The following is a 26,164-nucleotide window of genomic DNA, read 5'->3' as shown; positions in this document are numbered from 1 at the left end:
ACTGAAAGCCAAGGGCGGTAGCGTGCCTGAAAGCGTGTTAATCAGCCTCGATTATTCTGTCAATAGCTTGCGGATGAATAAACTTTTTTTAGGACTGATGCCAGTTATATTTCTGTTTTATTAACCGCATGCTAAAAGTTAAATGCCGCGCATTTAATTAAACCGCACAGGATAATTACTCTGCCAAAGTGATAAATAATCAATGATGAAATCCAAAATGAAATTGATGCCATTATTGGTGTCTGTGACCTTGATGAGTGGGTGCACCGTCTTACCTGGCAGCAATATGTCGACCATGGGTAAGGATGTGATTAAACAGCAAGATGCTGATTTCGACCTTGATCGGATGGTAAATGTCTATCCCCTGACACCAAGACTGGTGGAGCAATTACGCCCACGCCCGAACGTGGCCCAGCCGAACGTCTCGCTGGATCAGGAGATCTCCTCTTATCAGTATCGCGTCGGACCAGGCGATGTCGTTAGCGTTACCGTCTGGGACCACCCGGAGTTGACGACGCCAGCCGGTCAGTACCGTAGCTCGAGCGATACCGGCAACTGGGTACAGCCTGACGGCACCATGTTCTATCCCTACATTGGCAAAGTACACGTGGTTGGCAAAACGCTGGCCGAGATCCGTAGTGATATTACCAGCCGCTTAGCGCAGTACATCGCTGATCCGCAGGTGGACGTTAATATCGCCGCGTTCCGTTCGCAAAAAGCCTATATCTCCGGGCAGGTCAATAAATCGGGGCAGCAGGCGATCACCAACGTGCCGCTGACCGTACTTGACGCTATCAACGCCGCAGGCGGGCTGACTGAAAATGCCGACTGGCGCAATGTTGTACTGACCCATCAGGGCAAAGAACAACGCATCTCCTTGCAGGCGCTGATGCAAAACGGCGACCTGAGCCAGAACCGACTGCTCTATCCGGGTGACATCCTCTTTGTGCCGCGTAATGACGATCTGAAAGTGTTCGTGATGGGCGAAGTGAAGAAACAGAGCACCCTCAAAATGGACTTCAGCGGCATGACGCTGACCGAAGCGCTGGGCTCGGCGGAAGGTATCGATCTGACGACCTCCAATGCCAGCGGCATCTTCGTTATTCGTCCGCTCAAAGGACAGGGCAGCAACGGCAAGATTGCCAACATTTATCAGCTGGATATGTCCGATGCCACCTCTCTGGTGATGGCAACCGAGTTCCGCCTCCAGCCGTATGACGTGGTCTACGTGACGACCGCACCGGTTGCTCGCTGGAACCGCCTGATCAACCAGTTGCTGCCGACGATCAGTGGCGTTCGCTACATGACCGACACGGCAAGCGACGTTCATAACTGGTAATCCGCGATGTTTAACAAAATTCTGGTGGTGTGCGTGGGGAACATTTGCCGTTCCCCCACGGCCGAGCGGCTGTTAAAGCAATATCAGCCGGGGCTGACGGTGGGTTCTGCAGGCCTGGGTGCGCTGGTAGGCAAAGGGGCCGACGAGCGTGCAACGAGCGTGGCAGAGCAACATAACCTTTCTCTCGACGGGCATTGCGCCCGTCAGGTTTCAGCCGCCATGTGTCGGGAATATGACCTGATCCTGGCGATGGAAAAGCGCCATATTCACGCTCTGTGCGATATCGCGCCGGAGATGCGCGGCAAAGTGATGCTGTTTGGTCACTGGGACAACGAACGCGAAATCCCCGATCCCTATCGCAAAAGCCGTGAAGCCTTTGAAGCGGTTTACACCTTACTTGACCAGTCTGCCCGTCAGTGGGCGCAGGCACTGAACGTTCAGCAGGGATAACAATGACAGAAAAAGTAAAAGCTTCTTCCGCCTCGACCGCGGGCAGCGATGAAATCGATATTGGTCGCCTGATTGGGACCGTGGTTGAGGCGCGCTGGTGGGTGTTAGGCACCACCGCCGTCTTTGCGCTGGCGGCGGTGGTCTACACCCTGTTCGCCACTCCCATCTACAGCGCCGATGCGCTGGTGCAGATCGAGCAAAACACCGGCAACTCGCTGGTGCAGGATATTGGCTCGGCGCTGGCAAACAAGCCACCGGCTTCAGAAGCGGAAATTCAGCTGCTGCAGTCGCGTCTGGTGCTGGGTAAAACCGTGCGCGACCTGGGTCTGGATATCGCCGTTAGCAAAAATACCTTCCCGGTCTTCGGTGCGGGCTGGGATCGTCTGATGGGACGGCAAAACGATACCGTCAAAGTGACTGACTTTAGTCTGCCAAAGGGGGCGGCCGATCAAGTCTTTACCCTTCAGGTGCTGGGGCCAAAACAGTATCAACTGACCAGCGACGCCGGCTTTAGCGCCCGAGGCGAAGTAGGGCAGTTGCTCAGCAAAGATGGCGTGAGCATTAAAGTGAATGCGATTCAGGCCGCTGAGGGCAGCGAGTTTACCGTCACCAAGTTCTCCACGCTTGGGATGATTAACAACCTGCAAAATAACCTCACGGTGACGGAAACGGGTAAAGATACCGGCGTGCTGAGCATGACCTTTACCGGTGAAGATAAAGATAAAATCCGCGATATCCTGAACAGCATCACCCGCAACTATCTCGAGCAGAACGTTGAGCGTAAATCCGAAGAAGCGGCGAAGAGCCTGGCTTTCCTGGCGAAACAGCTTCCTGAAGTGCGCGCTAGCCTGGATGAAGCCGAGAACAAACTCAACGCCTATCGTCAGGATAAGGACTCGGTTGACCTGCCTTTAGAGGCGAAATCGGTGCTGGATTCGATGGTCAATATCGACGCCCAGCTGAACGAGCTGACCTTTAAAGAGGCGGAAATCTCCAAGCTCTATACCAAACGTCACCCGGCATACCGCACGCTGCTGGAAAAACGTAAGGCCTTAGAGGATGAGAAAGCCAAACTGAACAACCGCGTGACCGCCATGCCGAAGACCCAGCAAGAGATTGTGCGTCTAACGCGTGATGTGGAGTCGGGTCAGCAGGTTTATATGCAGCTGCTGAATAAACAGCAGGAGCTGAAGATCACCGAGGCCAGCACCGTGGGCGATGTCCGTATCGTCGACCCGGCCATCACCCAGCCAGGGGTACTGAAGCCGAAGAAAGCGCTGATTATTCTCGGCAGTATCATTCTTGGCCTGATGCTCTCGATTGTGGGCGTACTGCTGCGCTCCCTGTTCAACCGCGGTATCGAAAGCCCGCAGGTGCTGGAAGAGAACGGTATCAGCGTCTATGCCAGCATCCCGCTCTCTGAATGGCAAAAATCCCGCGATAGCGTCAAAACCGTGAAGGGGGTTAAGCGTTACAAACAGAGCCAGCTGCTGGCGGTGGGTAACCCAACGGATCTGGCGATTGAAGCGGTGCGCAGCCTGCGTACCAGCCTCCACTTCGCCATGATGCAGGCGAAAAATAATGTCCTGATGTTGACCGGGGTTAGTCCATCAATTGGTAAGACCTTTGTCTGTGCCAACCTTGCGGCGGTGATCAGCCAGACCAACAAGCGCGTGCTGCTGATCGACTGTGATATGCGTAAAGGCTACACCCACGAGCTGCTCGGCACCAATAACGTCAATGGCCTGTCAGAAGTGCTGTTGGGCAAAGGTGACATTGAGAACTGCGCCAAACCCACTTCTATTACCAATTTCGACCTCGTACCGCGTGGTCAGGTGCCGCCAAACCCGTCTGAACTGTTGATGAGCGAGCGCTTTACTCAGCTGATTGCATGGGCGAGCAAACACTATGACCTGGTGTTAATCGATACCCCGCCAATCCTTGCCGTGACGGATGCCGCCATTGTCGGCCGCCACGCGGGAACCACCCTGATGGTTGCGCGTTATGCAGTCAACACCCTTAAAGAGGTGGAGACCAGCCTCAGCCGCTTCGAGCAGAACGGCATTGAGGTGAAGGGGGTCATTCTTAACTCCATCTTCCGTCGCGCCACCGGGTACCAGGATTACGGGTACTACGAGTACGAATATAAGTCTGACAGTAAATAACCTGTTTTCCTCATCCCGACTCTCCCAGAGGGGGAGGGTAGGGGTGAGGGCATCGAATTCATCCGGGGAAGACCATGACCACACAACGCCCATTGATCTCTATCTATATGCCGACATGGAACCGTCAGCAGTTGGCGATCCGCGCGATTAAATCGGTTTTACGTCAGGATTACGATAACTGGGAGCTGATTATTGTTGATGATTGCTCCTCCTCCTGGGAGCAGTTACAGAACTTCGTTACCGACCTCAACGACCCGCGAGTGATGTACACGCACAACGCGATCAATTCCGGCGCCTGCGCGGTACGCAATCAGGCGATTTTGCAGGCGAAAGGCGAATTTTTAACCGGTATTGACGATGACGATGAGTGGACGCCAAACCGTCTCTCTATCTTCCTGTCTCACCAGGCGCAGCTGGTAACGCATGCGTTTCTGTACGCCAACGATTATGTCTGCCAGGGCGAAGTCTATTCACAACCGGCGAGCCTGCCGCTCTACCCGAAATCGCCTTATTCCCGTCGCCTCTTTTATAAGCGCAACATTATTGGTAATCAGGTCTTTACCTGGTCATGGCGTTTCAAAGAGTGTCTGTTCGACACCACTCTGAAAGCGGCGCAGGACTACGACATCTTCCTGCGGATGGTGGTGGAGTACGGTGAGCCGTGGAAGGTAGACGACGCCACGCAGATCCTGCACATCAACCACGGTGAGATGCAGATTACCTCCTCGCCGAAAAAGTTCTCCGGCTACTTCCATTTCTACCGCAAGCACAAAGACAAGTTCGACCGTGCGAGCCGTAAGTATCAGCTCTTTACCCTCTACCAGATCCGCAACAAGCGCATGAACTGGCGCACGCTGCTGACGCTCTTTTCTGTGCGTAATACCAAGCGTCTGGCTGACGGGCTTCGGGGGAAATAATGTTTCTGGAAGATTGCCGCGCAAACGGCTGGAGCCTGCGCCCCTGCTGCATGGTTCTGGCTTATCGCATCGCCCATTTCTGCTCTGTCTGGCGCAAGAAGAATGTGATTAATAACCTCTGGGCGGCGCCGGTACTGGTGCTCTATCGCATCATTACCGAATGCTTTTTTGGCTATGAGATTCAGGCTGCGGCCACCATTGGTCGTCGCTTTACGATCCACCACGGCTATGCGGTGGTGATCAATAAATTTGTGGTCGCCGGGGATGATTTCACCATCCGCCATGGGGTCACCCTGGGTAATCGCGGTCCGGACAATCTTGCCTGCCCGGTGATTGGCAATAACGTTGAGCTTGGAGCCAACGTGGTGATGATTGGCGAAATCACCGTGGGGAATAACGTCACCGTTGGTGCGGGCAGCGTCGTGCTCGACAGTATTCCGGACAACGCGCTGGTGGTGGGTGAAAAAGCCCGCGTGAAGGTGATTAAATGAATATTCTGCAATTTAATGTTCGTCTCGCCGAGGGCGGGGCAGCAGGCGTCGCGCTGGATCTGCATCAGCGTGCATTACAAAAAGGGCTCGCGTCGCGTTTTGTCTACGGCTATGGCAAGGGCGGTAAAAAAAGCGTGAGTCACGATAACTATCCGCAGGTGGTGAAACACACCCCGCGCCTGACCTCGGTGGCAAACATCGCGCTGTTTCGCCTTTTTAACCGGGATCTGTTCGGCAACCTGAATAACCTCTATCGCACGGTAACCCGCACGCCGGGTCCGGTGGTTCTGCACTTTCATGTGCTGCACAGCTACTGGTTAAAGCTGACAGAGGTGGTGGCGTTTTGTGAAAAGGTGAAAGGGCATAAACCCGATACCACCTTCGTCTGGACGCTGCATGATCACTGGAGCGTAACTGGTCGCTGCGCGTTTACCGATGGCTGTGAAGGCTGGAAAACGAACTGCCAGAAATGCCCGACCCTCGAGAATTATCCGCCGGTGAAAATTGACCGTGCCCATCAACTGGTGGCGGGTAAACGTCAGCTGTTTCGCGACATGCTGGCGTTGGGCTGCCAGTTTATCTCCCCGAGCCAGCACGTCGCCGATGCGTTCAATAGCCTGTATGGGGCAGGGCGCTGCAAGATCATTAATAACGGCATCGACGTTGCCACCGAAGCCATTCTGGCAGAGCTGGAGCCGGTCGCGGCGACAGCGGGCAAACCGAAAATCGCTATCGTCGCCCATGACCTGCGTTACGACGGTAAAACCAATCAGCAGCTGGTGCGCGACATGATGGCGCTCGGCGACAAAATTGAGCTGCACACCTTCGGTAAATTTTCGCCGTTCGAAGGGGCTAACGTGGTGAACCACGGCTTTGAAACCAACAAACGCAAGCTGATGAGCGCCCTCAACGGTATGGATGCGCTGGTGTTCAGCTCCCGGGTCGATAACTACCCCCTGATTTTATGTGAAGCGCTCTCTATTGGCGTGCCGGTAATTGCAACGCACAGCGATGCGGCGCAAGAGGTGCTGGAGAAATCGGGCGGGAAAACCTTCTCTGAGCAGGAGGTACTGCCGCTGGTCCAGCTGCCGAAGGCCGAGATTGCCCAGGCTGTTTTTGGCACTACCCTGGAATCGTTCCGCAACCGCAGCCGCAAGGCTTACAGTGGCCAACAGATGCTGGAGGAGTATGTCTCGTTCTATCAGAATCTGTAGTTATCTGCTGCTGCCGCTGATTTACCTGCTGGTCAACGTCAAGATTGCCCAGCTGGGGGAGAGCTTCCCCATCACCATCGTCACCTTCTTACCGGTTCTGCTGTTGTTGTATGTCGATAAGATAAGCGTGAAGAAGTTGATGATTGCGCTGGGGCTTGGCGCCGGGCTTACCGCCTTTAACTACATCTTTGGTCAGTCGCTGGATGCCAGCAAATATGTCACCTCGACCATGCTGTTTGTTTATATCGTTATTATTATCGGTATGGTGTGGAGTATTCGGTTTAAAACCATCTCTCCACATAATTATCGGAAGATCCTCAGGTTCTTTTATATTGTCATTGCCATCATTGTTATGCTTGCCGCTATGGAAATGGCGCAGATTATTTTAACCGGTGGCAGTAGCCTGATGGAGATAATCTCGAAATATCTGATTTACAGTAACAGCTATGTTCTGAACTTCATTAAGTTCGGTGGAAAACGAACCACTGCGCTCTATTTTGAACCGGCATTTTTTGCTCTGGCTTTAATCTCAATTTGGCTCAGCATCAAACAGTTTGGTATCAAAACCCCTAAGAGCGATGCTATGATTCTTGCAGGAATTGTCCTGTCAGGGTCCTTCTCAGGGGTGATGACATTTATCCTGTTTTACCTGCTGGAATGGGCGTTTCAGTACCTGAATAAAGAGGCGATTAAGAAAAAACTGCCCCTGGCAATCATTTCATTAGCGGTGTTTTTAGTCGGGCTGGTATTCGCGTTCCCGTACATTTCTACCCGTCTGGGTGATTTAGGAACAGAAGGCTCGTCATCGTATTATCGTATAATTGGACCGCTGGTGATGGTGGGTTATTCATTAACCCATATTGATGGTGTAGTAAGATTCGGCTCACTTTACGAATATGTTGCATCATTCGGAATCTTTAACGGTGCGGACGTGGGTAAAACCATAGACAATGGTCTGTATCTGTTAATTATTTATTTTTCCTGGTTCGCCGTTTTGTTAACGCTGTGGTATCTGTTCAAAGTATTCAAAATGACGATCAACGCGTTTGGTGATAATCAGAATTTTCGTGTGCAGCTTTATCTTTTTACGCCGGTTTCACTGTTCTTTACTGGGTCAATTTTTAGCCCGGAGTATGCGTTCTTAATTGTCTGTCCGTTTATTTTGCGCAAAGCGCTTAATATTACGAATTCATAACGAGGTGGTTATATGTTTCTTAGCGTCATTACTGTCGCCTTTCGTAATTACGATGGGGTAGTAAAAACCTGGCGCTCGCTGCGCAATCTGGCACGCGACCCCAGCCTCACTTTTGAATGGATCGTGGTCGATGGCGGCTCGGACGATGGCACCGCAGAGTTTCTCGAAAAACGCAACGGTGAGTTCAACTTACGTTATATCAGCGAGAAAGATAAAGGCATCTACGACGCCATGAATAAGGGCATCGACATGGCGCAAGGTCGTTACGCGATCTTCCTTAACTCCGGTGATGTGTTCCATGAAGACGTCGCGTTGTTTGTGCGCCAGCTGATGCGTGAAAAAGAGAATGCCATGTACATCGGCGATGCGCTGCTCGATTTCGGCGACGGGAATAAAGTCAAACGTGCGGCAAAACATGGTTGGTATATTTATCATAGTCTGCCCGCCAGTCATCAGGCTATTTTCTTCCCGGTCAACGGTTTAAAAACCTATCCCTATGATTTGCAGTATAAGGTTTCATCCGATTACGCCCTTGCCGCCAGAATGTTTAAAGCAGGCTTCCCGTTTAAACGCATTAAAGGGTTGGTGTCGGAATTCTCAATGGGCGGCGTTTCAACCTCGAATAATCTGGAATTGTGCCAGGACGCCAAAAAAGTCCAGCGCAAAATATTACGAGTGCCAGGGTTCTGGGCGGAATTATCTTATTTTTTACGTCTGAAAACGACAGGTAAAACGAAAGCCCTCTATAACAAAGCCTGAATATAAGAGGACGTTATGCAGGATCTTAGTGGTTTTTCCATGCCGAAGGGGTTTCGCGGCGCAAACGGAATCAAAGTTCAATTGTGGTGGGCCGTACAGGCAACGTTATTTGCCTGGTCACCGCAGATTTTATATCGCTGGCGAGCATTTTTATTACGACTCTTCGGCGCAAAAATAGGAAAAAACGTAGTCATTCGCCCATCGGTAAAAATTACCTATCCGTGGAAATTAACCCTCGGAGATTATGCCTGGGTAGGGGATGACGCGGTGTTATATACCCTTGGCGACATTACCATTGGCGCAAACGCGGTGGTATCGCAAAAGTGTTATTTGTGCACTGGCAGCCACGATTTTATGAGCCCGCATTTTGATATTACCGCCACGCCTATTGTGATTGGTGAAAAATGCTGGCTGGCAACAGATGTTTTTGTTGCACCGGGTGTAACTGTTGGTGATGGCACCGTTATTGGCGCCCGCAGCAGCGTTTTTAAATCGCTACCGGCAAATGCAGTTTGCCGTGGCAATCCCGCAGTGGTGATACGCGAACGCGTAGAAACTGAAAAACTTTGATAAGTAGAGGAAAATAAACATGTCTAAAGTCGCTCTCATCACCGGCGTTACCGGACAAGATGGTTCTTACCTGGCAGAGCTGCTGCTGGAAAAAGGGTATGAAGTGCACGGTATTAAGCGTCGTGCCTCTTCGTTTAACACAGAGCGTGTTGACCATATCTATCAGGATCCGCACGCGGCTAACCCGAAATTCCATCTGCATTACGGCGACCTGACCGACACCTCTAACCTGACCCGTATCCTGCAGGAAGTGCAGCCGGATGAGGTTTACAACCTGGGGGCAATGAGCCACGTTGCGGTCTCCTTTGAATCCCCGGAATACACCGCAGATGTTGACGCCATCGGTACCCTGCGTCTGCTGGAAGCGATTCGCTTCCTGGGTCTGGAGAAGAAAACCCGTTTCTATCAGGCGTCCACCTCTGAGCTGTACGGCCTGGTGCAAGAGATCCCGCAGAAAGAGACCACCCCGTTCTACCCGCGTTCTCCGTATGCCGTAGCCAAAATGTACGCCTACTGGATCACCGTGAACTACCGTGAATCCTATGGCATGTATGCCTGTAACGGCATCCTGTTCAACCACGAATCTCCACGTCGCGGCGAAACCTTCGTAACCCGTAAAATTACCCGCGCTATCGCTAATATCGCGCAGGGTCTGGAGAAGAAACTGCACCTGGGCAACATGGACTCCCTGCGTGACTGGGGCCATGCGAAAGACTACGTGAAAATGCAGTGGATGATGCTGCAGCAGGAAAAACCAGAAGATTTCGTTATCGCTACCGGCGTGCAGTACTCCGTGCGTCAGTTCGTAGAGATGGCCGCGGCGCAGCTGGGTATCAAACTGCGCTTTGAAGGCACCGGCGTTGAAGAGAAAGGTATCGTGGTCTCTGTAACCGGTCATGACGCACCGGGCGTGAAACCAGGCGATGTCATTGTTGAGGTTGACCCGCGTTACTTCCGTCCTGCTGAAGTTGAAACCCTGCTGGGCGACCCAACCAAAGCACACGAAAAACTGGGCTGGAAGCCGGAAACCACGCTGCAGGAGATGGTCGCAGAGATGGTGGCAAAAGATCTCGAAGCCGCGAAGAAACACTCCCTGCTTAAGTCCCATGGCTACGAGGTTGCCATCGCGCTGGAGTCCTGAGAATGACAAAACAACGTATTTTTGTCGCCGGTCATCGCGGAATGGTGGGTTCCGCGATTGTTCGCCAGCTTGAACAGCGCGGCGACGTCGAGGTGGTTGTTCGCACCCGCGACGAGCTGAATCTGCTTGATGGCCGTGCGGTAGAGGATTTCTTTGCCAACACGCGCATTGACCAGGTCTATCTGGCGGCGGCGAAAGTGGGCGGTATTGTGGCGAACAATACCTACCCGGCGGATTTCATCTACGAGAACATGATGATCGAGAGCAACATCATTCACGCGGCGCATAAGCATGACGTGAACAAGCTGCTGTTCCTCGGATCCTCCTGTATCTACCCGAAAATGGCGAAGCAGCCTATCGCTGAGAGCGAACTGCTGCAGGGGACGCTGGAAGCGACCAACGAGCCGTACGCGATTGCCAAAATTGCCGGGATTAAGCTGTGTGAGTCCTACAACCGTCAGTACAACCGCGACTATCGCTCGGTGATGCCGACCAACCTGTACGGGCCGCACGATAACTTCCACCCGAGCAATTCGCACGTGATCCCGGCGCTGCTGCGTCGGTTCCACGAAGCCACTGCGGATAACGCACCGGACGTGGTGGTGTGGGGCAGCGGTACGCCGATGCGCGAGTTCCTGCATGTGGATGATATGGCGGCAGCCAGCATTCACGTGATGGAGCTGGATCGCGAGGTATGGCAGGAGAATACCGAGCCGATGCTGTCGCACATCAACGTGGGTACCGGCGTGGACTGCACCATTCGTGAGCTGGCACAGACCATCGCGAAGGTGGTGGGCTACAAAGGCCGCGTGGTGTTCGACGCCAGCAAACCGGACGGCACCCCGCGCAAACTGCTGGATGTGACCCGTCTGCATCAGCTGGGCTGGTATCACGAGGTATCACTGGAACAGGGGCTGGCAAGCACGTACCAGTGGTTCCTGGAAAATCAGCACCGCTTCCGGGGGTAATGATGTTTTTAAGTCAGGAAGATTTTGCCACGGTCGTACGTTCCACTCCGCTCATCTCTATTGATTTGATCGTGGAGAACGAACGCGGCGAGTTCTTACTGGGGAAACGAACCAATCGTCCTGCACAGGGCTTCTGGTTCGTGCCCGGTGGGCGCGTACAGAAGGATGAGACGCTGGCGAATGCCTTTGAGCGACTGACTCTCGCGGAGCTGGGCCTGCGTCTGCCAATGGCGGCAGGGCAGTTTTACGGGGTCTGGCAGCACTTCTATGACGATAACTTTTCAGGTCCGGACTTTACCACCCACTACGTGGTGCTCGGTTTCCGTCTGAAGGTCAGTGAGGCAGACCTGCGTCTGCCTGACGCCCAGCATGACGACTACCGCTGGCTGACGCCAGAGGCGCTGCTGGCAAGCGACAATGTTCACGACAACAGTCGGGCCTATTTCCTTGCCGAGCGTCAGGCTGGGGTGCCGGGACTATGAAAATCCTCGTTTACGGAATCAACTACTCCCCAGAGCTGACCGGGATCGGGAAATACACCGGTGAGATGGTCGAGTGGATGGCGAGCCAGGGTCACGAGGTGCGGGTCATTACCGCACCGCCTTACTACCCTGAGTGGAAAGTGGGCGAACGCTACTCCGGCTGGCGTTATCGTCGGGAAGAGGGCAAGGCCACCGTGTGGCGCTGCCCGCTTTATGTACCGAAGCAGCCGTCGACGCTGAAACGTTTAATTCATCTGGGCAGCTTTGCCCTGAGCAGTTTCTTCCCGCTGATGGCGCAGCGTCGCTGGAAGCCGGATCGCATTATAGGCGTCGTGCCGACGCTCTTTTGCACGCCAGGCATGCGTCTGCTGGGCAAACTCTCCGGCGCGCGCACCCTGCTGCATATTCAGGATTATGAAGTGGACGCCATGCTCGGCCTGGGAATGGCCGGCAAAGGGAAGCGCGGCACCGTTGCGAAGCTGGCGAGCGCCTTCGAGCGCAATGGCCTGCACAACGTCGATTACGTCTCGACCATCTCGCGCTCCATGATGAACAAAGCGCAGGAGAAGGGGGTGGCGGCGGAAAAAGTCATCTTCTTCCCTAACTGGTCGGAAGTGGCGCGCTTTCGTGATGTGACAGAAAGTGACGCTCAGGCACTGCGCACGCAGCTGGGTTTGCCTGACGAGCACAAAATCATTCTTTACTCGGGCAACATCGGCGAAAAGCAGGGGCTGGAGAGCGTGATCGAGGCTGCGACCCGGCTTAGCGACCAGCCATGGCAGTTTGTCATTGTTGGCCAGGGGGGCGGCAAAGCCCGACTGGAAAAAATGACCACCGAACGTGGCCTGACTAATGTGAAATTTTTCCCGCTTCAGTCCTACGACGCATTGCCGGCGCTGCTGAAGATGGGCGATTGCCATCTGGTGGTACAGAAACGCGGCGCGGCAGATGCCGTCCTGCCGTCGAAGCTGACCAACATACTCGCCGTCGGCGGTAACGCAGTCATCACCGCCGAAGCCGAAACCGAATTAGGCCAGCTGTGCGACAGCTATCCAGGGATCGCCGTCTGCGTAGAGCCAGAGTCGGTCTCTGCCCTGGTCGCCGGCATTGAACAGGCACTCGCCATGCCAAAAGAGAACACGGTGGCACGTGAATATGCCGAACGCACGCTCGAAAAAGAGAACGTGCTGAGCCAATTTATTGCAGATATACGGGGATAAATCATGAGTCAAAGCAAACTGTATCCGGTCGTGATGGCTGGAGGCTCTGGTAGCCGGTTGTGGCCGCTGTCCCGCGTGCTCTATCCAAAACAGTTCCTCTGCCTGAAAGGGGAGCTCACCATGCTGCAGACGACGGTGAACCGTCTGAACGGCGTGGAGTGTGAAAGCCCGGTGGTGATCTGTAACGAACAGCATCGCTTTATTGTTGCCGAGCAACTGCGCCAGCTGAACAAACTGACAGAAAACATCATTCTGGAGCCTGCCGGACGTAACACCGCGCCGGCCATTGCCCTGGCGGCACTGGCAGCAAAACGCAGCAGCCCGGAGTGTGACCCGCTGATGTTGGTACTGGCGGCGGACCATGTCATCCAGCAGGAAGAGACCTTCCGCGATGCGGTTCGCGCCGCTATCCCCTATGCCGAAAACGGTAAGCTGGTGACCTTTGGTATCGTGCCGGACATGCCGGAAACCGGCTATGGCTATATTCGTCGCGGTGATGTGACGCCAGGCGAAGGCGACAGCGTGGCATTTGATGTGGCGCAGTTTGTCGAAAAACCGAATCTGGATACCGCGCAGGCCTATGTGGCCAGCGGGGAGTATTACTGGAACAGCGGCATGTTCCTGTTCCGCGCGGGGCGTTACCTCGAGGAGCTGGAGAAATATCGCCCGGATATTTTGCGCGCCTGTGAAAAAGCGATGAACGTCACCGACCCGGATCTCGATTTTATTCGCGTCGACGAAGCGGCATTCCTGGCCTGCCCGGAAGAATCCGTGGACTACGCGGTAATGGAACGCACCGCCGACGCGGTGGTCGTGCCGATGGACGCGGGCTGGAGCGATGTGGGTTCGTGGTCATCCCTGTGGGAAATCAGTGCACATACCGCAGAGGGCAATGTCCATCATGGCGATGTCATTAGCCATAAAACCGAAAACAGCTACGTGTATGCCGAGTCCGGCCTGGTAACTACCGTGGGGGTCAAAGACCTGGTGGTTGTGCAGACCAAAGACGCCGTGCTGATTGCTGACCGCAACGCCGTTCAGGATGTCAAAAAAGTGGTTGAGCAGATCAAAGCCGATGGCCGCCACGAGCACCATATCCACCGCGAAGTGTACCGTCCGTGGGGGAAGTATGACTCCATTGATGCCGGTGACCGCTATCAGGTGAAACGCATCACCGTGAAGCCGGGCGAAGGGCTGTCGGTGCAGATGCACCACCATCGCGCGGAGCACTGGGTAGTGGTGGCGGGAACCGCCAAAGTGACCATCGACGGCGAAATCAAACTGCTGGGTGAAAACGAATCCATCTACATCCCGCTGGGTGCAACCCACTGCCTGGAAAACCCAGGGAAAATTCCTCTCGACTTAATTGAAGTGCGCTCAGGCTCCTATCTCGAAGAGGATGACATCGTCCGCTTCCAGGATCGCTACGGGCGGGTGTAACCGCGCACTTGTTTGCCAGATAGCGCGTCGCTTACCTGGCCTGTGAATAAATAAGAATGAAATTGGCCCGGATATGGGTCGGGCCAACTGTTGCCTGAATAAGGGGTAATCATGGAAAAGTTAACCTGTTTTAAAGCCTACGATATTCGCGGCAAGCTGGGCGAAGAGCTGAACGAAGACATTGCCTGGCGTATTGGCCGCGCCTACGGCGAATATTTAAAACCGCAAACTATCGTGCTGGGCGGCGACGTGCGCCTCACCAGCGAGTCCCTGAAGCTGGCACTGGCAAAAGGACTGCAGGACGCGGGCGTGGACGTACTGGATATCGGCCTGTCCGGTACCGAAGAGATCTATTTTGCGACGTTCCACCTGGGGGTGGATGGCGGTATCGAAGTGACCGCCAGCCATAACCCGATGGACTACAACGGCATGAAGCTGGTGCGCAAGGGCGCCCGTCCTATCAGCGGTGATACCGGCCTACGTGATGTGCAGCGCCTGGCGGAAGCCAACGATTTCCCGCCGGTCGATGAAGCCCGGCGCGGCAGCTACAGACAAATTAATCTGCAAAACGAGTATATCGACCACCTGCTGGGCTACATCAACGTGGCGAGCCTGAAGCCGCTGAAGCTCGTGATCAACTCCGGCAACGGCGCGGCCGGCCCGGTGGTGGATGCGCTGGAGGCCCGCTTTAAGGCGCTGAACGTGCCGGTGACCTTTATCAAGGTTCACAACACCCCGGATGGCAACTTCCCGAACGGTATTCCCAACCCGCTGCTGCCTGAGTGCCGCGATGACACCCGCAACGCGGTGATCGAGCACGGCGCGGATATGGGCATCGCCTTTGACGGCGACTTTGACCGCTGCTTCCTGTTTGACGAGAAAGGGCAGTTTATCGAGGGGTATTACATCGTCGGCCTGCTGGCGGAAGCCTTCCTCGAGAAAAACCCGGGGGCAAAAATCATTCACGATCCGCGTCTCTCCTGGAACACGGTGGATGTGGTGAAGGCGGCAGGCGGCACGCCGGTGATGTCGAAAACCGGCCACGCCTTTATTAAAGAGCGTATGCGTGAAGAAGACGCCATTTATGGCGGCGAGATGAGTGCGCACCACTACTTCCGCGATTTTGCTTACTGCGACAGCGGGATGATCCCGTGGCTGCTGGTCACAGAGCTGCTCTGCCTGAAGGGACAGACCCTGGGTGAGCTGGTGCGCGACCGCATGGCCGCCTTCCCGGCGAGCGGTGAGATTAACAGCAAGCTGGCACAGCCGGCCGAGGCGATTGCCCGCGTGGAGCATCATTTTGCCCTCCACGCGCTGGAGATTGACCGCACCGACGGGATCAGCATGGCCTTCCCACAGTGGCGCTTCAACCTGCGTTCATCTAACACCGAGCCGGTGGTGCGTCTGAACGTGGAGTCCCGCGCCGACACGGCGATGATGGAAGCACGAACAAAGGACATTCTGGCGCTGTTGAATCAGTAATACGAAAACCTCCCCCTTACCCCGCCTTCTCCCCTTTGGCGAGAGGGCGGTGCGAGGGGAAAGGTAACGAAAGGAACAACGATGACAAATCTAAAAAAGCGCGAGCGAGCCAGAACGAATGCATCGTTAATCTCAATGGTGCAGCGTTTTTCGGATATCACCATCATGTTCGGTGGGCTGTGGGTGGTGTGTAAGCTCAGTGGGCTCTCGTTTTTATACATGCACCTGCTGATGGCGCTGATTGCGCTGGTGGTTTTCCAGATGATTGGCGGTATGACCGATTTTTATCGCTCATACCGTGGCGTAAAAATGACCACGGAGCTGATGTTATTACTGCAAAACTGGACGCTGAGCCTCATCTTCAGCGCAGGCCTGGTGGCCTTTAGCAGCGCTTTCGACAACAGTTTCAGTACTTATTTTTACTGGTATCTGCTGACCAGCGTCGGCATGGTCACCTGCCGCTCGCTGATTCGCTTCGGCGCGGGCTGGTTGCGCAATCGGGGGTATAACAAGCGTTATGTGGCGGTAGCAGGGGATCTCCCGGTGGGGCTGGCCCTGATGGAGAGCTTTCGCAATGAGCCGTGGCTGGGTTTCGACGTAGTAGGGGTGTATCACGACGCCAAACCTGGCGGGGTGACCGCTGACTGGGCAGGTAACTACGAGCAGCTGATTGAGGATGCCAAAGCCGGCAAAATCCACAATGTTTATCTCGCCATCCCGATGAGCGAAGAGTCCTGCATTAAAAGGTTGATGCGAGAGCTGGCCGACACCACCTGTTCGGTGATCCTTATCCCGGACGTCTTTACCTTCAACATCCTCCATTCACGCATTGAAGAGGTTAACGGCGTGCCGGTCGTGCCTCTGTACGACACGCCGCTCTCGGGTATCAACCGGGTACTGAAGCGCGTAGAGGACATCATCCTCTCCTCCCTGATTCTGTTACTGATCTCTCCGGTGCTGTGCGCCATTGCGCTGGCGGTGAAGTTCAGTTCGCCGGGGCCAATCATCTTCCGACAAACCCGCTACGGTATGGACGGTAAGCCTATCAAGGTCTGGAAATTCCGCTCAATGAAGGTGATGGAGAATGACACTGTGGTGACGCAGGCGACGCAGAACGATCCGCGCGTAACCCGCGTGGGTAATTTCCTGCGCCGTACCTCTCTTGATGAGTTGCCACAGTTCATCAACGTGCTGACCGGCGGTATGTCCATCGTGGGCCCGCGACCGCATGCGGTTGCGCACAACGAGCAGTATCGTGCGCTGATTGAAGGCTACATGCTGCGCCATAAAGTGAAGCCAGGCATTACTGGCTGGGCGCAGATTAACGGCTGGCGCGGTGAGACCGACACGCTTGAGAAGATGGAAAAACGAATTGAATTTGACCTGGAATACATCCGCGAATGGAGCGTCTGGTTCGATATCAAAATCGTTTTCCTGACGATCTTCAAAGGCTTTGTGAACAAAGCGGCGTACTAAGATGAGCTTACGAGAAAAAACCATCAGCGGCGCCAAATGGTCAGCCATGGCCACCATCATCATCATCGGCCTTGGGCTGGTACAGATGACGGTGCTGGCGCGCATCATCGACAATCACCAGTTCGGTCTGCTGACCGTATCGCTGGTGATTATCGCCCTCGCCGATACTCTCTCGGATTTCGGTATCGCCAACTCCATTATCCAGCGCAAAGAGATTAGCCACCTGGAATTGACCACCCTTTACTGGCTGAACGTCGGGCTGGGACTGTCGGTCTTCGTGGTGGTGTTTCTGCTGAGCGATGTGATTGGTCATGTACTGAACAACCCGGATTTGGCCCCGCTGATTCGCACGCTGTCATTTGCCTTCGTATTGATCCCGCACGGGCAGCAGTTCCGCGCGCTGATGCAGAAGGAGCTGGAGTTCAACAAAATTGGCATGATTGAGACCAGTTCGGTACTGGCGGGCTTTACCTTTACCGTGATTAGCGCTCATTTCTGGCCGCTGGCGATGACCGCGATACTGGGTTATCTGGTCAACACGGCGATGCGTACCCTGCTGTTCGGCTATTTTGGCCGCAAAATTTACCGCCCCGGTTTGCACTTCTCCCTCAAGTCGGTCTCCTCCAACCTGCGCTTTGGCGCCTGGCTGACGGCCGACAGCATTATCAACTATGTGAATACCAACCTCTCAACCCTGGTGCTGGCGCGTATTCTCGGTGCCAGCGTCGCCGGGGGCTACAACCTGGCTTATAACGTGGCGGTGGTCCCGCCGATGAAGCTCAACCCGATCATCACCCGCGTACTCTTCCCGGCCTTTGCCAAAATTCAGGATGATACTGAGAAGCTTCGGGTGAATTTCTACAAGCTGCTTTCGGTGGTGGGGATTATCAACTTTCCGGCGCTGCTGGGGCTGATGGTGGTTTCCAACAACTTTGTTCCGCTGGTCTTTGGCGAGAAATGGGTCTCGATCGTTCCCATTCTGCAGCTGCTGTGCGTGGTGGGTCTGTTGCGCTCGGTAGGTAATCCGATTGGTTCACTGCTGATGGCGAAAGCGCGCGTGGACATTAGCTTTAAATTCAATGTGTTCAAAACGTTCCTGTTTATTCCGGCCATTATCGTGGGTGGACACATGGCCGGTGCGATCGGCGTGACGCTGGGCTTCTTGCTGGTACAGATAATCAATACCGTTCTGAGCTATTTCGTGATGATCAAACCGGTGCTGGGTTCCAGCTACCGTCAATACATCCTGAGCCTGTGGCTGCCGTTCTACCTTTCGTTACCGACGCTTGCGGTGAGTTACGGCTTAGGGGTTGCCCTGGGCGGTCACCTGGCGCTGGGAGCCTTGCTGGCGGCACAGATTGCCGCAGGGGCGCTGGCGTTCGTGGTCATGATTGTGCTGTCGCGTAATGCGCTGGTGGTGGAGTTGAAACGCCAGTTTTGCCGCAGCGAAAAGATGAAAACCTTATTGCGTGCAGGATGAGGGCCAAAGGCCGCATCCGCTGAATGAAGAACCCCTTTTAGAGGTCATTATGAAATTATTGATTCTTGGCAACCACACCTGCGGTAACCGCGGCGACAGCGCCATTCTGCGCGGTCTTCTGGATGCTATTAACACGCTTGCGCCTGAGACAGAAGTGGATGTAATGAGCCGTTATCCGGTGAGCTCCTCCTGGTTACTGAATCGCCCGGTGATGGGCGATCCGCTCTTTTCACAGATGAAGCAACATAACAGTGCGGCGGGCGTGGTGGGACGCGTCAAAAAAGTGCTGCGCCGTCGCTATCAACATCAGGTGCTCTTATCCCGCGTGACCGACACCGGCAAGCTGCGCAATATTGCGATTGCCCAGGGGTTTACTGATTTTGTGCGCCTGCTGTCGGGCTATGATGCGATTATTCAGGTGGGCGGCTCCTTCTTTGTCGACCTCTATGGCGTGCCGCAGTTCGAACATGCGCTCTGTACGTTTATGGCGAAAAAACCGCTGTTTATGATTGGTCACAGCGTGGGGCCATTCCAGGATCCGCAGTTTAATCAGCTGGCCAACTACGTGTTTGGCCATTGTGACGCGCTGATTCTGCGCGAATCCGTGAGCCTGGATTTGATGAAGCGTAGCGATATCGACACCAGCAAAGTCGAGCATGGCGTTGATACGGCCTGGCTGGTGGATCATCAGACGGAAAACTTCCAGCCGAGCTACGCGGTGCAGCACTGGCTGGACGTTGCAGCGAAGCAGAAAACCGTTGCCATTACCCTGCGCGAACTGGCGCCTTTCGACAAACGTCTGGGCACAACGCAGGCTGCTTATGAGAAAGCTTTTGCCGGCGTGGTAAATCGTATCCTGGAGAGTGGCTACCAGGTGCTGGCGCTCTCTACCTGTACCGGGATCGACAGCTATAACAAAGACGATCGCATGGTGGCATTGAACCTGCGCGAGTATGTCAGCGATCCATCCCGTTATCATGTGGTGATGGATGAACTGAATGACCTTGAGATGGGCAAACTGCTGGGTGCCTGCGACCTGACGGTGGGAACCCGCCTGCACTCGGCGATCATCTCCATGAACTTTGCCACCCCGGCCATTGCCATCAACTATGAACACAAGTCGGCGGGCATTATGCAGCAGTTGGGGATGCCGGAGATGGCTATCGATATCCGTCACCTGCTGGATGGCTCGCTGGAGGCGATGGTCGCCGATACGCTGGGCTCGCTGCCGGCGGTTAATGAACGTCTGGCGGTTGCCGTGAAGGCCGAGCGCGAAAATGGCCTTAGCATGGTGAAATCGGTTCTCGATCGCATCGGGGAGGGGAAATGAAGGTTGGTTTCTTCTTGCTGAAATTCCCGCTGTCGTCAGAAACCTTTGTCTTAAATCAGATCACCGCGTTTATTGATATGGGATATGACGTGGAGATTGTCGCCCTGCAAAAGGGCGATACGCAGAACACCCATGCGGCCTGGACTGATTATAATCTTGCGGCAAAAACGCGCTGGCTGCAGGTAGAGCCGCAGGGACGACTGGCAAAATTGCAATACCGTGCGCTGCGTACCCTGAGTGGTATGCATCGCCCCGCCACCTGGAAGGCGCTGAATGTCTCCCGCTATGGCGCGGAATCGCGCAATCTTATCCTCTCTTCTATTTGCGGCCAGACGCCGCAACCGCATCGGGCAGATGTTTTCATCGCCCACTTTGGTCCGGCGGGCGTTACTGCCGCCAAGCTGCGTGAACTGGGCGTGATCGAAGGCAAAATCGCTACCGTGTTTCACGGGATCGATATCTCCAGCCGCGATGTGCTCAGCCACTACACACCCGAATACCAACAGCTGTTTAAGCGCGGCGATATGATGCTGCCCATCAGCGACTTGTGGGCTGGGCGACTGAAAACGATGGGATGCCCGACAGAGAAAATTACCGTCTCCCGCATGGGCGTGGACATGGATCGCTTTACCCAGCGTCCGGTCAAAGTGCCGGGTAAACCGTTGCAGATAATTTCCGTTGCGCGCCTGACCGAGAAGAAGGGGCTGCACGTGGCCATCGAGGCCTGCCGCCAGCTGAAAGCGCGCGGTGTCGATTTCCATTATCGCATTTTGGGTATCGGTCCCTGGGAGCGCCGTCTGCGCACGCTTATTGAGCAGTATCAACTGGACTCTCATGTTGAGATGCCAGGTTTCAAGCCCAGCCACGAAGTGAAAGCGATGCTCGACGAAGCCGATCTCTTTCTGCTGCCCTCCATTACCGGTACCGACGGGGATATGGAAGGCATTCCGGTGGCCTTAATGGAGGCGATGGCCGTGGGGATCCCGGTGGTCTCCACCGTGCATAGCGGGATCCCGGAGCTGATTGAACCCGGCCATTCCGGGTGGCTGGTGGCGGAAAATGATGCGCAGGCGCTAGCCGATCAGCTTGCCGCCTTTGGCGATATCGATAACGACACGCTGACGCCGGTTGTGCATAACGCTCGCCGTAAGGTGGAGACCGATTTTAACCAGCAGCGCATTAATCATCAGCTCGCCAGTCTGTTACAAACGCTATAAAACGGAGGCTCTATGCCGAAATCCATGACGCGACGCACGTTCGTCACTACCTGTTCATTGCTGGCGGTAACGCCTCTGGTAGGTGTGCGCGCCGCGACAAAGAGCGGCACGGTGAATATCCGCGATTATAACAACCGCGACTGGATCGCCGCCTTTAAGCAGGCCTTTGCCGAAAGCGATACGGTGGAAGTTCCGGCAGGATTGACCTGCGAGAACATCAACACCGGGATTTTCATTCCCCAGGGTAAAACCTTGCTGATACGCGGCGCGCTAACCGGCAATGGTCGCGGTCGCTTCGTTCTGCAGGATGGCTGTAAAGTTATAGGGGAAGGGGAGGGGAGAACCGAAAACATCACTCTCGATGTACGCGGTTCGAACTGCGAGATCAAAGGGCTTTCCATGAGTGGATATGGGCCCGTTACGCAGATTTATATTGGCGGTAAAAAACCGAAGGTGATGCGCAATCTGCTGATCGATAACCTGACGGTAACCAAAGCGAACTACGCCATCCTGCGGCAGGGATTCCACAATCAGGTTGATGGCGCGAAAATCACCAACTGTCACTTCAGTTACCTGCAGGGGGATGCCATCGAGTGGAACGTGGCGATCAATGACCAGAACATCCTGATTTCTGACCACGTTATCGACCATATTGACTGCACCAACGGTAAGATCAACTGGGGGATAGGTATCGGTCTGGCGGGTAGCACTTACGACAATGAGTACCCTGAAGATCAGTCGGTAAAAAACTTTGTCGTGGCCAACATCACCGGCAGCAACTGCCGCCAGCTCGTGCATGTTGAGAACGGTAAACATTTTATCATTCGCAACGTTAAGGCCCGTAATATCACGCCGGACTTCAGCAAAAAAGCGGGTATTGATAACGCAACGGTGGCAATCTATGGCTGCGATAACTTTGTCATTGATAACGTTGAAATGATCGACAGCGCAGGCTTTCTCATTGGCTATGGCGTGATCAAAGGGAATTATCTCTCCATCCCGCAAAACTTTAAGCTGAACGATATCCGGTTGGATAATCGTCGTGCGGATAAAAAATTGCGCGGGATCCAAATCTCTTCAGGCAACGCGACGTCGTTTGTCGCTATCACCAACGTGAACATTCAGCGCGCCTCTCTAACCCTTCACAACAAACCGCAACACCTCTTTATGCGTAATATTCACGTGATGCAGGAGGCGACGACCGGCCCGGCCTTGAAACTTAACTTCGACCTGCGCAAAGACGTTAGGGGCAAGTTTATGGCTAAGGAAGAAACGCTTCTGTCACTGGCGAACGTGAAGGCGGTGAATGAGAAGGGGCAGAGCTCGGTGGATATCGACCGGGTGGATCAACATGTGGTGAATGTGGATAGGTTGAATTTTGCGCTGCCCGGTAAAAGATAAAGCGTGCTAAGTGACCAATTATTAGGATTTATGCCCTGTAACCTCTCAAAGTTTGTTACTGAACTCCCTGAATTTAAGGTCTATAATCCGTCCCATTAAATTTTTATGTTCATCCCGTCTAAAGCGTGAACCTCATGGAAGATACAACGATAGACCAGAGGGTGCTTTACACATTACAGAATGAGTGGTTTATGAACGATAAAGTATTATTTATTGGTGCGTCAGGTTTTGTGGGTACCCGTTTGATTGAGATTACCCAGGCGGATTTTAGCGTGACCAACCTGGATAAACAGCAAAGCCATTTCTATCCCGAGATCACCGTATCGGGCGATGTACGTAATCAGGCGGAACTCGACAGCGCTATGGCGGGTTTTGACACTGTAGTGTTGCTTGCTGCAGAGCACCGTGACGATGTCAGCCCTACCTCGCTGTACTACGATGTGAACGTACAGGGTACCCGCAACGTCCTTTCTGCAATGGAAAAAAATGATGTTAAAAACATCATTTTCACCAGTTCAGTTGCCGTTTATGGCCTTAATAAAGTCAATCCGAATGAATCCCATCCGCAGGATCCTTTCAACCATTATGGTAAAAGCAAATGGCAGGCTGAAGAGGTATTGCGTGAGTGGCATTCTAAAGCACCAGACCAGCGTTCTCTGACCATCATTCGCCCAACCGTTATCTTTGGCGAACGTAACCGCGGAAATGTCTATAACCTGCTTAAGCAAATAGCAGGGGGTAAATTTGCTATGGTAGGCGCTGGAACTAACTTTAAATCAATGGCCTACGTAGGAAATATCGTCGAGTTTATCAAATTCAAACTCCAGAATGTTCATCCCGGCTACGAGGTCTATAACTACGTAGACAAACCGGATTTGAACATGAACCAGCTCGTGTCCGAAGTAGAAAAAAGTCTCGACAAAAAAATCCCTTCTGTACACCTTCCTTACCCACTGGGTATGTTAGGTGGTTATTGCTTTGATGTGTTAAGCAAAGTCACCGGCAAAAAATATGCGATCAGCTCCGTCCGAGTGAAAAAGTTTTGTGCAACCACGCAGTTCGATGCGACTAAGGTGCATAGCTCCGGTTTCAAAGCGCCTTATACTCTTTCTCAGGGACTAGACCGTACGCTGAAGTATGAGTTTGTACATGAGAAGAAAGACGACATCACGTTTGTATCAGAGTAAGCGTCAGGCTGCGATTAGTCGGAAAAAAGTTAGGGCGCACGGAAAATACGATTGATTCCGATTATTCTTGCTCCCTTTAACGTACGATCAGGTTATGTATAACTGCGATTTACACAAAAACGTGATTTGCGTGTGACGAGAATAAGACTTCGTCGTCTGGGCTGTGACCCGCGAAACGTCTATACTTCGTCATCCATACTAAGGTGGAAGAGATAATGATTAATTTGAAAGCAGTCATTCCGGTAGCGGGTCTGGGTATGCATATGCTGCCAGCCACGAAGGCAATTCCTAAAGAGATGCTGCCGATCGTTGACAAGCCGATGATTCAGTACATCGTCGACGAAATTGTTGCTGCAGGGATCAAAGAAATCGTTCTGGTTACGCACTCGTCCAAGAATGCGGTTGAAAACCACTTCGACACCTCTTACGAACTCGAAGCGCTGCTTGAGCAGCGTGTTAAGCGTCAACTTCTTGCCGAAGTTCAATCCATCTGTCCGCCTGGCGTGACCATCATGAACGTGCGTCAGGCTCAGCCGCTGGGCCTGGGTCACTCTATCCTTTGCGCGCGTCCTGTTGTTGGTGATAACCCGTTTGTGGTTGTGCTGCCAGATATCATTCTTGATAACGCCACAGCTGACCCGTTACGCTACAATCTGGCTGCTATGGTGGCTCGCTTCAACGAAACTGGTCGTAGTCAGGTTCTTGCTAAGCGCATGAAGGGCGATCTGTCTGAGTATTCCGTTATTCAGACGAAGGAGCCACTGGATTCTGAAGGTAAGGTTAGCCGCATCGTTAACTTTATTGAAAAACCTGATCAACCGCAGACCCTGGATTCTGACCTGATGGCAGTTGGTCGCTATGTGCTGAATGCAGAGATCTGGGCTGAGCTTGAGAAGACCGAACCAGGCGCCTGGGAGCGTATCCAGTTGACCGATGCTATTGCTGAACTTGCTAAGAAGCAGTCTGTCGATGCGATGCTGATGACGGGCGAAAGCTATGACTGCGGGAAGAAGATGGGGTATATGCAGGCGTTTGTTCAGTATGGGTTAAGAAATTTGAAAGAGGGGCAGAAGTTTCGTAAAAGTATCGAAAAATTGCTAATTAGCTAAGATACTTTATTGTTTCGCTTCTAAATAAAAATCATTCTCGGCGGTAAAATTTCTGGAATCGAAGCTTGCTTTCAGAAATGTTGCCGCTTTTTTGTTTCTTAAACAAGAACTTAGGAGTTTAGCATGCCTATTTTTTTGTGATTTTCTCTTGTTTCCGAAAGTGATTGATAAGACAATTATAACTCGATTTTGACTAGCTTTGTCAGTATGACAAAGCTGATACAGTAGAACTTATACAGCACACTGGTAGCTCTTGAGCCAGGGGCGGTAGCTTGGTTGAAAAAAATGATTAATCTAAGAAATTTTGCAAAATCCGTTTTTGGTGATTATCTATATTGGAAGATTAAGTTCTTTTACTCGACGAAGAAATGGCCAGATATTTATGCCCCGACTTTTTTCAATGAAAAAATACGCTGGCGTATGATGCATGATCAAAACTATCTCTATGTAAAATGCGCAGATAAATTTCAGGTTAGAGAATATGTTGAGAAAAGAATAGGGAAAGATTATTTAGTGCCACTACGTTATGTTTTTACTGAAGTAGACAGTATAACGGACGATTGTGACTTGAAAAATAGCGTTGCCAAATCAAATCATGGCGCTGGAATGGTTGAATTTATTTCCGACAAATATTCTTTGAACAATCTGAAAAATATATTTGATGGATGGATGAGATTTGATTATACAGTAGAATCAAATGAAAAACATTATAGTAGAATACCGCGTAAAATTCTTATTGAAGAGTCTTTATGTATTGATGGTAAACCGCCTGTTGATTATAAATTCCACACCTTCAAACAAAATGATGGTACATACAAATTTGTATTGCAATTAGTTAACGGCCGATTCGATAAAGAATCGAGAGGGTATTACTTAGAAGATCTAGATGCCTGTATCTGGTCGCATGGCGAAGGTCACCATACCATTCCTGAAGAACATTTACTCCCTTTGAGAAAGGCTATGGTCTTGTCGGGTTTACTCTGTGAAGACTTTAATTACGTACGTGTAGATTGGTATATTTCAGAAAATAAACCTTGGTTTGGTGAGTTAACTTTTACACCAGGCGCGGCAAGCTCGTTTGAGTTTGGAAATGAGTTGGAGAAACTAATGGCAAAATATTGGCAACTATAG

General features: G+C 52.9%; 23 protein-coding genes. All 23 read left to right on the top strand.

Annotated elements, in window-relative coordinates:
* Nucleotides 1-202: 202 nt before the first annotated feature.
* The 23 genes from WFN75_RS10315 (at nucleotide 203) to WFN75_RS10205 (ending at nucleotide 26,164) form a co-directional block, all read left to right on the top strand.
* Nucleotides 203-1,339 (top strand): polysaccharide export protein, encoded by a 1,137-nt coding sequence (locus WFN75_RS10315; protein ID WP_040074884.1) that lies wholly within the window; start codon nucleotides 203-205, stop codon nucleotides 1,337-1,339.
* 6 nt (nucleotides 1,340-1,345) lie between these two features.
* On the top strand, nucleotides 1,346-1,789 hold the full coding sequence (wzb, locus tag WFN75_RS10310; protein ID WP_040074885.1) for a low molecular weight protein-tyrosine-phosphatase Wzb: 444 nt from the start codon (nucleotides 1,346-1,348) through the stop codon (nucleotides 1,787-1,789).
* A gap of 2 nt (nucleotides 1,790-1,791) precedes the next feature.
* Complete coding sequence (wzc, locus tag WFN75_RS10305; protein ID WP_040074886.1) at nucleotides 1,792-3,954, top strand: tyrosine-protein kinase Wzc; 2,163 nt, start codon at nucleotides 1,792-1,794, stop codon at nucleotides 3,952-3,954.
* Nucleotides 3,955-4,028: 74 nt separating this feature from the next.
* Complete coding sequence (gene wcaA / locus WFN75_RS10300) at nucleotides 4,029-4,871, top strand: colanic acid biosynthesis glycosyltransferase WcaA (protein ID WP_286933741.1); 843 nt, start codon at nucleotides 4,029-4,031, stop codon at nucleotides 4,869-4,871.
* Complete coding sequence (wcaB, locus tag WFN75_RS10295; protein ID WP_040074888.1) at nucleotides 4,871-5,362, top strand: colanic acid biosynthesis acetyltransferase WcaB; 492 nt, start codon at nucleotides 4,871-4,873, stop codon at nucleotides 5,360-5,362. Before wcaA ends, wcaB begins: the two co-directional genes overlap by 1 nt.
* Complete coding sequence (gene wcaC / locus WFN75_RS10290; protein WP_336996116.1) at nucleotides 5,359-6,576, top strand: colanic acid biosynthesis glycosyltransferase WcaC; 1,218 nt, start codon at nucleotides 5,359-5,361, stop codon at nucleotides 6,574-6,576. The genes wcaB and wcaC overlap by 4 nt, the downstream gene beginning before the upstream one ends.
* On the top strand, nucleotides 6,551-7,771 hold the full coding sequence (gene wcaD / locus WFN75_RS10285; RefSeq protein ID WP_040074890.1) for a colanic acid polymerase WcaD: 1,221 nt from the start codon (nucleotides 6,551-6,553) through the stop codon (nucleotides 7,769-7,771). The genes wcaC and wcaD overlap by 26 nt, the downstream gene beginning before the upstream one ends.
* Nucleotides 7,772-7,783: 12 nt before the next feature.
* Nucleotides 7,784-8,530, top strand: coding sequence for a colanic acid biosynthesis glycosyltransferase WcaE (wcaE, locus tag WFN75_RS10280; protein WP_046884800.1), 747 nt, complete (start codon nucleotides 7,784-7,786; stop codon nucleotides 8,528-8,530).
* Between the two features lie 15 nt (nucleotides 8,531-8,545).
* Nucleotides 8,546-9,100: a colanic acid biosynthesis acetyltransferase WcaF gene (gene wcaF, locus WFN75_RS10275; RefSeq protein ID WP_040074893.1), complete on the top strand. Its 555-nt coding sequence runs from the start codon at nucleotides 8,546-8,548 to the stop codon at nucleotides 9,098-9,100.
* A 19-nt stretch (nucleotides 9,101-9,119) separates the two neighbouring features.
* Entirely contained in the window at nucleotides 9,120-10,241 is a 1,122-nt protein-coding gene (gene gmd / locus WFN75_RS10270; RefSeq protein ID WP_040074894.1) for a GDP-mannose 4,6-dehydratase, read from the top strand.
* Between the two features lie 2 nt (nucleotides 10,242-10,243).
* Nucleotides 10,244-11,209, top strand: coding sequence for a GDP-L-fucose synthase (fcl, locus tag WFN75_RS10265; protein ID WP_207292053.1), 966 nt, complete (start codon nucleotides 10,244-10,246; stop codon nucleotides 11,207-11,209).
* Between the two features lie 2 nt (nucleotides 11,210-11,211).
* A complete protein-coding gene (locus WFN75_RS10260; protein ID WP_040074896.1) occupies nucleotides 11,212-11,691 on the top strand; it encodes a GDP-mannose mannosyl hydrolase in 480 nt (159 codons plus the stop codon).
* Nucleotides 11,688-12,911, top strand: coding sequence for a colanic acid biosynthesis fucosyltransferase WcaI (wcaI, locus tag WFN75_RS10255; protein ID WP_336996115.1), 1,224 nt, complete (start codon nucleotides 11,688-11,690; stop codon nucleotides 12,909-12,911). The genes WFN75_RS10260 and wcaI overlap by 4 nt, the downstream gene beginning before the upstream one ends.
* 3 nt (nucleotides 12,912-12,914) lie before the next feature.
* Nucleotides 12,915-14,351 (top strand): mannose-1-phosphate guanyltransferase, encoded by a 1,437-nt coding sequence (gene cpsB, locus WFN75_RS10250; protein ID WP_040074898.1) that lies wholly within the window; start codon nucleotides 12,915-12,917, stop codon nucleotides 14,349-14,351.
* A gap of 111 nt (nucleotides 14,352-14,462) precedes the next feature.
* Nucleotides 14,463-15,833: a colanic acid biosynthesis phosphomannomutase CpsG gene (gene cpsG, locus WFN75_RS10245; protein WP_336996114.1), complete on the top strand. Its 1,371-nt coding sequence runs from the start codon at nucleotides 14,463-14,465 to the stop codon at nucleotides 15,831-15,833.
* A gap of 81 nt (nucleotides 15,834-15,914) precedes the next feature.
* On the top strand, nucleotides 15,915-17,309 hold the full coding sequence (wcaJ, locus tag WFN75_RS10240) for an undecaprenyl-phosphate glucose phosphotransferase (RefSeq protein WP_040074900.1): 1,395 nt from the start codon (nucleotides 15,915-15,917) through the stop codon (nucleotides 17,307-17,309).
* Between the two features lies 1 nt (nucleotide 17,310).
* Nucleotides 17,311-18,789 (top strand): colanic acid undecaprenyl disphosphate flippase WzxC, encoded by a 1,479-nt coding sequence (wzxC, locus tag WFN75_RS10235; protein WP_336996113.1) that lies wholly within the window; start codon nucleotides 17,311-17,313, stop codon nucleotides 18,787-18,789.
* Between the two features lie 49 nt (nucleotides 18,790-18,838).
* The gene (gene wcaK / locus WFN75_RS10230; RefSeq protein WP_336996112.1) at nucleotides 18,839-20,119 is read left to right on the top strand and encodes a colanic acid biosynthesis pyruvyl transferase WcaK; all 1,281 of its coding nucleotides are present in this window, start codon (nucleotides 18,839-18,841) and stop codon (nucleotides 20,117-20,119) included.
* The gene (gene wcaL / locus WFN75_RS10225) at nucleotides 20,116-21,336 is read left to right on the top strand and encodes a colanic acid biosynthesis glycosyltransferase WcaL (protein ID WP_046884806.1); all 1,221 of its coding nucleotides are present in this window, start codon (nucleotides 20,116-20,118) and stop codon (nucleotides 21,334-21,336) included. Before wcaK ends, wcaL begins: the two co-directional genes overlap by 4 nt.
* 12 nt (nucleotides 21,337-21,348) lie before the next feature.
* Nucleotides 21,349-22,737 (top strand): colanic acid biosynthesis protein WcaM, encoded by a 1,389-nt coding sequence (gene wcaM, locus WFN75_RS10220; protein WP_263616160.1) that lies wholly within the window; start codon nucleotides 21,349-21,351, stop codon nucleotides 22,735-22,737.
* Nucleotides 22,738-22,928: 191 nt separating this feature from the next.
* The gene (locus WFN75_RS10215) at nucleotides 22,929-23,924 is read left to right on the top strand and encodes an NAD-dependent epimerase/dehydratase family protein (protein WP_212477792.1); all 996 of its coding nucleotides are present in this window, start codon (nucleotides 22,929-22,931) and stop codon (nucleotides 23,922-23,924) included.
* A gap of 215 nt (nucleotides 23,925-24,139) precedes the next feature.
* Nucleotides 24,140-25,033 (top strand): GalU regulator GalF, encoded by an 894-nt coding sequence (gene galF / locus WFN75_RS10210; RefSeq protein WP_212477793.1) that lies wholly within the window; start codon nucleotides 24,140-24,142, stop codon nucleotides 25,031-25,033.
* A gap of 285 nt (nucleotides 25,034-25,318) precedes the next feature.
* Complete coding sequence (locus WFN75_RS10205; protein WP_212477821.1) at nucleotides 25,319-26,164, top strand: ATP-grasp fold amidoligase family protein; 846 nt, start codon at nucleotides 25,319-25,321, stop codon at nucleotides 26,162-26,164.

The organism is Leclercia sp. UBA7405 (assembly GCF_037152215.1).
Taxonomy (GTDB): Bacteria; Pseudomonadota; Gammaproteobacteria; order Enterobacterales; family Enterobacteriaceae; genus Enterobacter; species Enterobacter pneumoniae.
The sequence above is the reverse complement of the archived record's forward strand: the minus strand, read 5'-3'. Positions and strand labels throughout refer to the sequence as shown.